This is a genomic window from Winogradskyella sp. UBA3174, from assembly GCF_002364335.1.
In the GTDB taxonomy this organism is placed as follows: domain Bacteria; phylum Bacteroidota; class Bacteroidia; order Flavobacteriales; family Flavobacteriaceae; genus Winogradskyella.
In genome coordinates, this window is sequence record NZ_DEXW01000068.1 from 1 (window position 1) to 8,256 (window position 8,256).

7 protein-coding genes are annotated in these 8,256 nt (G+C 30.3%); 5 read left to right on the forward strand and 2 right to left on the reverse strand.

All coding sequences use genetic code 11. The features are described 5' to 3' along the window. Nucleotides 1–172: 172 nt before the first annotated feature. Nucleotides 173–718, reverse strand: coding sequence for an SRPBCC family protein (locus B2U95_RS13560; protein WP_296317097.1), 546 nt, complete (start codon nucleotides 716–718; stop codon nucleotides 173–175). 115 nt (nucleotides 719–833) lie between these two features. Then, on the reverse strand, nucleotides 834–1,676 hold the full coding sequence (locus tag B2U95_RS13565; RefSeq protein WP_296317098.1) for a helix-turn-helix transcriptional regulator: 843 nt from the start codon (nucleotides 1,674–1,676) through the stop codon (nucleotides 834–836). Nucleotides 1,677–1,983: 307 nt separating this feature from the next. Here B2U95_RS13565 and B2U95_RS13570 point away from each other — a divergent pair, with 307 nt between their 5' ends. The 5 genes from B2U95_RS13570 to B2U95_RS13590 all read left to right on the forward strand — a co-directional run. Continuing rightward, entirely contained in the window at nucleotides 1,984–4,200 is a 2,217-nt protein-coding gene (locus tag B2U95_RS13570) for a PKD domain-containing protein (RefSeq protein ID WP_296317100.1), read from the forward strand. A 51-nt stretch (nucleotides 4,201–4,251) separates the two neighbouring features. Continuing rightward, nucleotides 4,252–5,391, forward strand: a complete 1,140-nt coding sequence (locus B2U95_RS13575; protein WP_296317102.1) for a T9SS type B sorting domain-containing protein — start codon at nucleotides 4,252–4,254, stop codon at nucleotides 5,389–5,391. A gap of 172 nt (nucleotides 5,392–5,563) precedes the next feature. Continuing rightward, nucleotides 5,564–6,295, forward strand: a complete 732-nt coding sequence (locus tag B2U95_RS13580) for a class I SAM-dependent methyltransferase (protein WP_296317103.1) — start codon at nucleotides 5,564–5,566, stop codon at nucleotides 6,293–6,295. 264 nt (nucleotides 6,296–6,559) lie between these two features. Continuing rightward, nucleotides 6,560–7,684, forward strand: a complete 1,125-nt coding sequence (locus tag B2U95_RS13585; protein ID WP_296317104.1) for a hypothetical protein — start codon at nucleotides 6,560–6,562, stop codon at nucleotides 7,682–7,684. 436 nt (nucleotides 7,685–8,120) lie between these two features. Next, a partial coding sequence (locus B2U95_RS13590) for a helix-turn-helix transcriptional regulator (protein ID WP_296317120.1) occupies nucleotides 8,121–8,256 on the forward strand: 136 nt, incomplete at its 3' end.

Sequence of the window (8,256 nt, forward strand, 5' to 3'; positions counted from 1 at the left end):
TTCTATTCAGTTTTTATTTACTAAATTAAGTTCTTAATAACGCAACTAACCATACACATCACGTTGGCAACAATTAGAAATCCCCACAGCTTTTTAAAACTTGCTCGAACAATCCGATAAAATACATTTAGTCATTCCTCATATATGAAAAACAAAGGAAATTAATAAAATACTAATCGACCATTTCCTTGGCCAACTCATCTATTCTTTTTTGTTTTGCATCTGAAGGATGTCCTGTTTCTGCATAAATTTTAAGGTCAATCATAACCATATTAATTAGCTTTTCAATTTGCTTTTTCATCATGCCTTTCATTAAAGTGCCCATTATACCAGAAACTTCAAATGTCATTACCATAACTATTTTAGACTGATTTTCACCAACCGATAAAACAGTCCAATTGTTTGATACTTTATCTACAAAACCAGGTAAGCCTCCTACCACATCATATGCTAAGTTCATTTTTTCATCATCATAATTTGTCAGCTTTTCATCTACTTTATTAAACCCTTTGGCATTTAAATCACATGAACGTGCATCACACGTTGCTCCTTCAAACTGTGCCGTTCCCGAACCCGAAGAATGATCTACTGAGGTTGACCATTTATAAGCATCCGCAAATTGTTTGCCTGCTATTTCCCACAGTTTTTCTACCGAAACATTAATTGTATCACTTTCTTTGTTAAGAGTAAACCCTTTCTTTTTTTTGTTTTGTCCCATTGTTATAGTTGTTAGTATTAATAAAACGGATAATAATCCAATTGCTTTTTTTATTTGTATTCTTTAAAACAAATATCCGGACAATGGAAAGGAATTACTTTCTGTAAACGCTCAACTATTTTCTAATTTGGTCCAAGCGGTATTTTGATGGGGAAATTTGAAAATGGTCTTGAAAGCTTGCCGAAAATGTAGTCACATCAAGAAATCCACTATCATAAGCAATAGCCGCAATAGCCGAATTGTTTGACAACAATAATGTAGCAGAATGTTCTAACCTGCGTATTTTAATGTAACGTGCAGGGGTTTCGGAATAAACTTGTATAAATTTTCTTTTAAAGGTTGATAAGCTCATATTGCAAATAAAAGCCAATTGCTCCATTGAAATATTGTTGAACAAATTATTTTCTACTGCTTGCTTAAATTCAACCGAAATTGTGGAGAACAATTCCGACAACATATTTTGAACATCCAAATACTTTTCTGATTTCAGCAGAATAAGTATGAGTTCTTTTAATTTAATAATGCTTAATTCATCATCAATTAAAGATGGATTGTTAAAGTATATAAAAAGGGAATTGATGAACTGGTCTACTAGTTCGTTTGAAATAAATTTCTCAGGGTGTTTATTGCTATCTTTTCTTAAAAAAGAAGGAATATCATCTTTATAAATATCTATTAAAACATCACGGTGTAAATAAACAAGCACAATTTCACACTCATTTTTATCTGTAGTACATATAAGTTTTTGAACATAACTTCCACAATTTTTGGCCAAAGCCTCTTTAGCTCCTATTTTGTGAATACCTCTGGCATCAATACTTTCTAAACCCCCTTCTTTTACATAAAAAAAGCAGGCCACATCTTCTACTCTCCCCTGCATTGTTAATGGGGTTTTAAAAACCGTGTTTTGAAAAAGAGGTTTACCTCTAAATTCTATAATGTTATTGTTTAAAATCATATTACAAATATCAATACTAATATAGTTTAATACTTTCTGAAAAAGGCCAAATTAAAAATGGAATAAAAGGTGACCAAAGCGGAAAAAATAACTGTTGCCAACAACGTGTATAAAACATACCTAATAATTGCTATACCCAAAGGTAAGTGCTTATTTGCGAAGACCGCCAAATTTTTAAATTTGGCTTTCAAATAAAATAAGTAAAAACAAAATATAAAAATTCGGCTCTGTACTGAACTGAAAATATAGTACATTTAGACATGCTACGTTTCATACACAAACCCGTTGGCAACAAGCTCAAACCGAAATGAAATATAAACTACTTATGCTATTTCTAACATTTACCATATTGTCTTATGCTCAGTGTTTTGATTGTGCCCAGAATATAGGAGGTTGGGTACATGACTATCCTGAAGATATTGAAAAAGTTTCAGATGGAATTATTTTCACAACTACCCAATCAAACTTTGACGAAGGGGTAATTTATAAATATGATTTTAATTGCAATTTAATTTGGTCTTATAATTTTTTGGATGAATATGACGATATCGAAGCGTATAAAACTGCCGTGGATGAGCAAGACAATGTATATGTAATAGTAAATAATGATCAAGGCCAAGTTAATATTGGAAGTACAACTATTGTAACTGGAATGAGCGTTGTAAAAATAAATGCCCAAGGACAACTAGTATGGAGCAGACCACTTGGTGGTCAACAAATTGGTATTAATATACATTATTGGAATAATACAATATCCATAGTTGGAAGGTTTTTAACATCAATAAGTATAAACAATGAAATAAACTTAACAGGTAATGCAGAAGATTATTATGTAGCTAAATTTGATTTAGATGGAAATTTGAATGAGGCAATAAATTTTGGTGGTAATGGAGAAGATGTTCTTATAGACTCTGAAATTGATACGAACGGTAATTTATATATAACAGGAACAACCAACGATATTACCCATATTACCAAAATAAATACAGATTTAAACCAAGAATGGATTAATCAGATATCAAGTTACACAGGTAGCACATATCGGTATAATGCTTCAAACTTATATTATAATAATACGAATGATAAATTATACTTGTGGGGAAGTTATTATGATTCTGTAAATGTATTAGGCAACATTTTTACCGTAAGTAATTGTGAATGGGGCAGTTTATTGACTGAATTTTCTGCAAGTAATGGAAGTCTAGAAAATATTACGCCTATTGATAATTGTTCAATATTGCCTTTACCAACAATTGGTGGTAACTGGAGAACTGATAACATCAGTAATGGTTATATGTATCATAAAAACAATGAACTTTTTGTTTTAACGAGTTTTAGATCTTCATTGACTTTTAGTAACGTAACAATAGAATCAACAATAACCAACAATGTTTACAATGAAGATTTAGTCCTATTTAAAGTTAATCTTGAAAGTTTTGAAAAAGAATTTGTTTTACGTTCAACTGGCGAAAACTATTATCCAACCGCTGAATATGAAGATGGACCTGGTCCAATATTAATTGTAGATAATGATATATATTTGAGTGCATTCTTCGAAAGCTATCCAATGCAAATAAATGGCACTGAAATAACTAACAATAGTGGTAATAATAATACAGATGTTCTTTTTTACAAATACAAAACAGATCAAACGGATTTAGATGGTTTAATTTCCTTTGAAAACACCTGTTTGTCCGAAAGTACTTTGTTCGAAATTAATGGTGAATTTGATTCTGTTTTATGGAATTTTGATGATCCCATTTCTGGTGTCAATAATATGTCTACCATAACCAATCCTAGTCATACGTTCGTCAATAGCGGGAATTATAATGTTACTGCATTGATTACTTGTGGAACAGAAATAGAAACCCTTAGTATCGAATTAGTCATTACTGATAACCCTATTGTAAATCAAATTACAAATAGATTTAGCTGTGAAGATGTTTATGGAAGCCAAATTTCTAGTTCTTTTGATACATCTTCAATAGAAAGCGATATAATAGGGACCCAGTTAAATTTGACATTTAAATATTTTGATGGTAATGGAATTGAATTACCAAGCCCTTTACCTAATCCGTTTTCCAATTCTATTGTGGGACAAGAAACTATTATAGTTAGAATAGCATATAATGATAATTTGTCGTGTTTCTCGGAAGTCTCTTTCGACTTAATTGTTGAACCTCTTCCCGAAATTAATCAAATTAATAATATCTATGCATGTGACGATGATAATGACGGAATCACCGAGTTTGATATCAGCAATATAGAAAGTACAATTTTAGGCGGACAAACTGAAATGGAAATTATTTTTTTTCGTGAAAATGGGTCACAATTACCTAATCCAATGCCTAATTCAATTCTAAACACAGTTCCCAATCAAGAAACTGTAACAGCTAGAGTAACTAATCCCACTACTGATTGCTTTAAGGAAATTTCTTTCGATTTAATTGTAAATTCCTTGCCAATAGCTAATTCATTAAACGTTTTATTTGGATGTGACGATAACAATGATGGGGTTTCATAATATTTTGAGACTTCGACTATTGAGAGTCAAGTCTTAAATGGACAAACAGGAATGTTAGTTAGTTATTTTGACCAAAACTCTATTCAATTATCAAACCCATTACCTAATCCATTTACGAATTCCAATCCCTTTAATGAAGTTATAACTATAAGGGTTACCGACCTTAATTCAACTTGTTATGCTGAAACGACACTTCAATTGCAAACTGTGACACAACCAAATATAAATCAACCAGATAATTTATGTGCATGCGACCAAGGAAGTGGATATGCTGAATTTGATACATCAACTATAGAAGAACAAATTATTGGTACTCAAGTTGGTTTAACAATAGAATATTATGATTCTAATAATAATTCGCTTCCAAGTCCTTTAACTGCATTATTTCAAAACACAGAGCCTTTTTCTCAAACCATAAACGTTAGAGTTGAAGATGCCACAAATCCAATTTGTTATTCAGAAACATCTTTTAACTTAATCGTAAATGAATTGCCTGAAATCAATTTAGAAGAAGAATACTTCATTTGTAATTTAGAACCCTCAATTTCGTTAACCGTAAACTCTGGTTTTAATTCATATAGTTGGTTCTTTGAAGATGGAACTTTAATTTCAAATGCATACAACGTAGAAATAACAGAAGAAGGCAGCTATACTTTAACTGTTAACCAAATTGAAAATGATCTTACTTGTCAAAATTCATTTACATTTAGTCTTGTTCGTTCGGAGTTACCAGAAATACAGCAAGTAAATTATGGAGAATTAGGAAATAATTTTATTGAAATAATTGCTTCAGGTAATGGTGATTTCGAGTATTCAATTGATGGTATAAATTATCAAGACAATAATTATTTCCCAGATATTCAAGGAGGAACTTACAATGTTTATGTTAGAGATAAAGAAGGATGCGGAGAAGATTCAAAAGAAGTTACAATAATTGATTACCCAAAGTTCTTCACCCCAAACAACGACGGATATAACGACTTTTGGCAAGTAAAAGGAATAAATAAATTTCCAAATTCAAAAATTTCAATTTTTGACAGATATGGAAAATTATTAACTCAATTATCATCGAATGATGTCGGTTGGGATGGAAATTATAATGGGAAAGGAATGTTGTCTAACGACTATTGGTTCAAAGCTAATCTTGGAAATGGAACAAATTTTTCAGGCCATTTTTCATTGAAAAGATAAAGCCGGTTGCCAACACCGTGTATAATTAATTGCTAGAGTGTCTATGTGCTAATCGGAAAATTCTCTGTATTTCCCTCAAGCCCGTCCCCTTTTGCTATCTTTAATCCCAACGCAATTAACCATACACAATCACGTTGGCGTTAATTATAACGATAAATAATTTAATAACGATATGAAAATTAAAAAGGCTTTATTATACGTTCCTTCCATGTTTTTTCCAGGATATACGGAATCTTTTAGTAGATTGTATCATAGTTTTAAGCATGAAAAAGATTCTTTTAAAATCAAAAAATCCTCTAATATTTTTAATGATATTTATGAAAAAAATCTTTGGGGAAAAGATTTTGAATCTAAATCAGGGGGAGGTTCAACAATAGAAGGAACTGTTACCATTCGAGAACAATTGCCGAAAGCCTTATCCAAATATTCTATAAGCACAATGCTTGATATACCATGTGGTGATTATAATTGGATGAAAGAGGTAAAAAAAGATTGCGACTATATTGGTGCTGATATTGTTTCAAAAGTGGTGGAAAGAAATCAACAATTGTACTCATCAGAAACAGTTCATTTTCAACGAATGGATTTAACAAAAGATTTATTGCCTAAAGTTGATCTTATTTTTTGTAAAGATTGCTTACAGCATTTGTCCGAAGAAAAAGTAAAGGAAGCTATTAATAATATTAAAAGAAGTAATTCTAAATATTTGTTGGTAACGTCTTATCCAAAGACGTGGCGCAATTATGACATATATGAAGGGGGATATCAACCTTTAAATTTATTGATCAAACCGTATTTTTTAAAAAAGTTCATATTAAAGATAAAGGAAGAATCAAAAGCTGCTGATATCGAAGTTGACAAAACAATGTATCTATTTGATATTAAGGCATTACTATTATTTTAAGCGAGAGATATTTAAAAAAACTACCGCCAACATTGTATATAAAAAATAACGGAGTAAGTGCTAAAACGAAAGTATAAACATAAAATAAAGGTCAGTGATAAACCGAAAAATTAGCACTTAAAAATCCGCTAGTTTTCATATACTAACCGTTGTAATGCATTTGGCTAAACTAATGAGCATTTTTACAAACCAAACAACCTACTTTACTCATTTATACTTTTAGATTAAAAATAAGCTGAATAGATTAGTGGAAAATTAACAACGATGACTGAAAAAAATCTAATAACATTTTTAATACTTTTCTACTTTTCAATTTCGTTTGGTCAACAAAAAGATACAATTTATGGTAAAGTAAAATCTATCAAAGAACAACTCGCTTTTTTTGATGAAAATCGACAGAACATGAAATTGTTTAGCGATGAAGGAGACTATGGTCATAACGGTTTTTCAAACCCTAAATTCACAGAAAGTAGATTTTTTAATTGGTGGTATAATACACCATTTGTTCATTACTCAAATTACCATAAGGAATTTAATAAAAAGGGGGAAACAACTTATGAAGTTTGGTTTTATAAAAGTGGCGACACAGTTGCGTTTTTTAATTATAAGTATGATAAAAATGATAATTTAATCCAAGTTAAAGAAAGCTATAAAAAAGACGACTACACAGTTAGAAATTATAACTACGATTCTAAAAACAAAATAAAATCTACAATCTATTACGTTTCAGACGACCCCAATTTATATTCATATTCAGAGTTTATCTATGATGAAAAAGAGAACCTAATTCAATCAAAAGACTTTAATGCAGATGGAGAAACATATGGTACTAAATACACTCTCTACTCAAATGGAAAAATAAAAGAAGTTATTAGTTACTCACCATTCAAAATTATTAAAAAAAACAATAAAAGAATATTGTTTAAAGATGGAATAGGAAGTGAAAAATTAGATCGTAAATTTATTTACAATGAAAATGGAGATATGACTGAAACACTCTCTTACAAGGGAGAATTCTACAATGACAATGAACCACAAATTCAAGGAAGAACACGGAAAGAATATGCAAACGGATTATTGGTAAAAGAAATGACTTTGAATAGAGCAAACAAGATTGAGAGATTTACTTTATATTATTATAATAAACAAAAGCAAATTACAAAGGAAAATTATGTCGTTCCGGAATATCCGGACAACAATCTTTCGTATGAATACTTTTACGACAATAATGGAAACCAAATAAAATTAATCTATTCAGAAAAAAATAATCCTGTAACTGTCAAATTTAAATATGAATTTGATAACCAGAACAACTGGACTAAACAAATAAAATCTGTGGATGGAGAACAGCTATTTATATGGACAAGAGAATTTGAATATTTTGAATAATAAAAACGCATTACAACACCGTGTATAATTAATTGCTTGGTCACTGACGACTTACGAACATTCCTGCGGAATATTCTATCTGTGTTTTATTTGCTAAATTAGTTGCTTAATCACGCAACTAACCATACACAACAACGTTGTGTGTAATGCCTAGATATTTTTAAATTAGCAAATTTTCAGCTTATAAAAAAGTCATTTTAATCAAAATTTAATGATAATTATAGCATGTTACATTAAGTAAAACCTAAATTCTTACTCAAGTAGAAGATGGAATCAATACGGAATTTAGCGCTTGTCAGATTACTGTCATACCTTTGTCATATATATGTACTACCTCTTACAATATAAAGGAAAAGTTAATATTTAGATTTGCATAAAACTTAAAATACTTAATAATATGAATTCTAACACAACTAACTTAAGAGACATTAAAAAAATGAGATTAGAGCGCCATTGGTCGCAGGAACAATTAGCGGAAATGAGTGGTTTAAGCATAAGAACTATTCAACGAATAGAAAACGGAGAAAATGCTGGTTTAGAATCATTAAAATCCTTGGCATCTGTCTTCGAAA

Excerpts from the sequence above, each read along its gene's own strand:
- B2U95_RS13560 (WP_296317097.1), bottom strand. The coding sequence starts at position 718 with ATGGGACAAAACAAAAAAAAGAAAGGGTTTACTCTTAACAAAGAAAGT.
- B2U95_RS13580 (WP_296317103.1), top strand. The coding sequence starts at position 5,564 with ATGAAAATTAAAAAGGCTTTATTATACGTTCCTTCCATGTTTTTTCCA.
- B2U95_RS13585 (WP_296317104.1), top strand. The coding sequence starts at position 6,560 with ATGACTGAAAAAAATCTAATAACATTTTTAATACTTTTCTACTTTTCA.
- B2U95_RS13565 (WP_296317098.1), bottom strand. The coding sequence starts at position 1,676 with ATGATTTTAAACAATAACATTATAGAATTTAGAGGTAAACCTCTTTTT.
- B2U95_RS13575 (WP_296317102.1), top strand. The coding sequence starts at position 4,252 with ATGTTAGTTAGTTATTTTGACCAAAACTCTATTCAATTATCAAACCCA.
- B2U95_RS13570 (WP_296317100.1), top strand. The coding sequence starts at position 1,984 with ATGAAATATAAACTACTTATGCTATTTCTAACATTTACCATATTGTCT.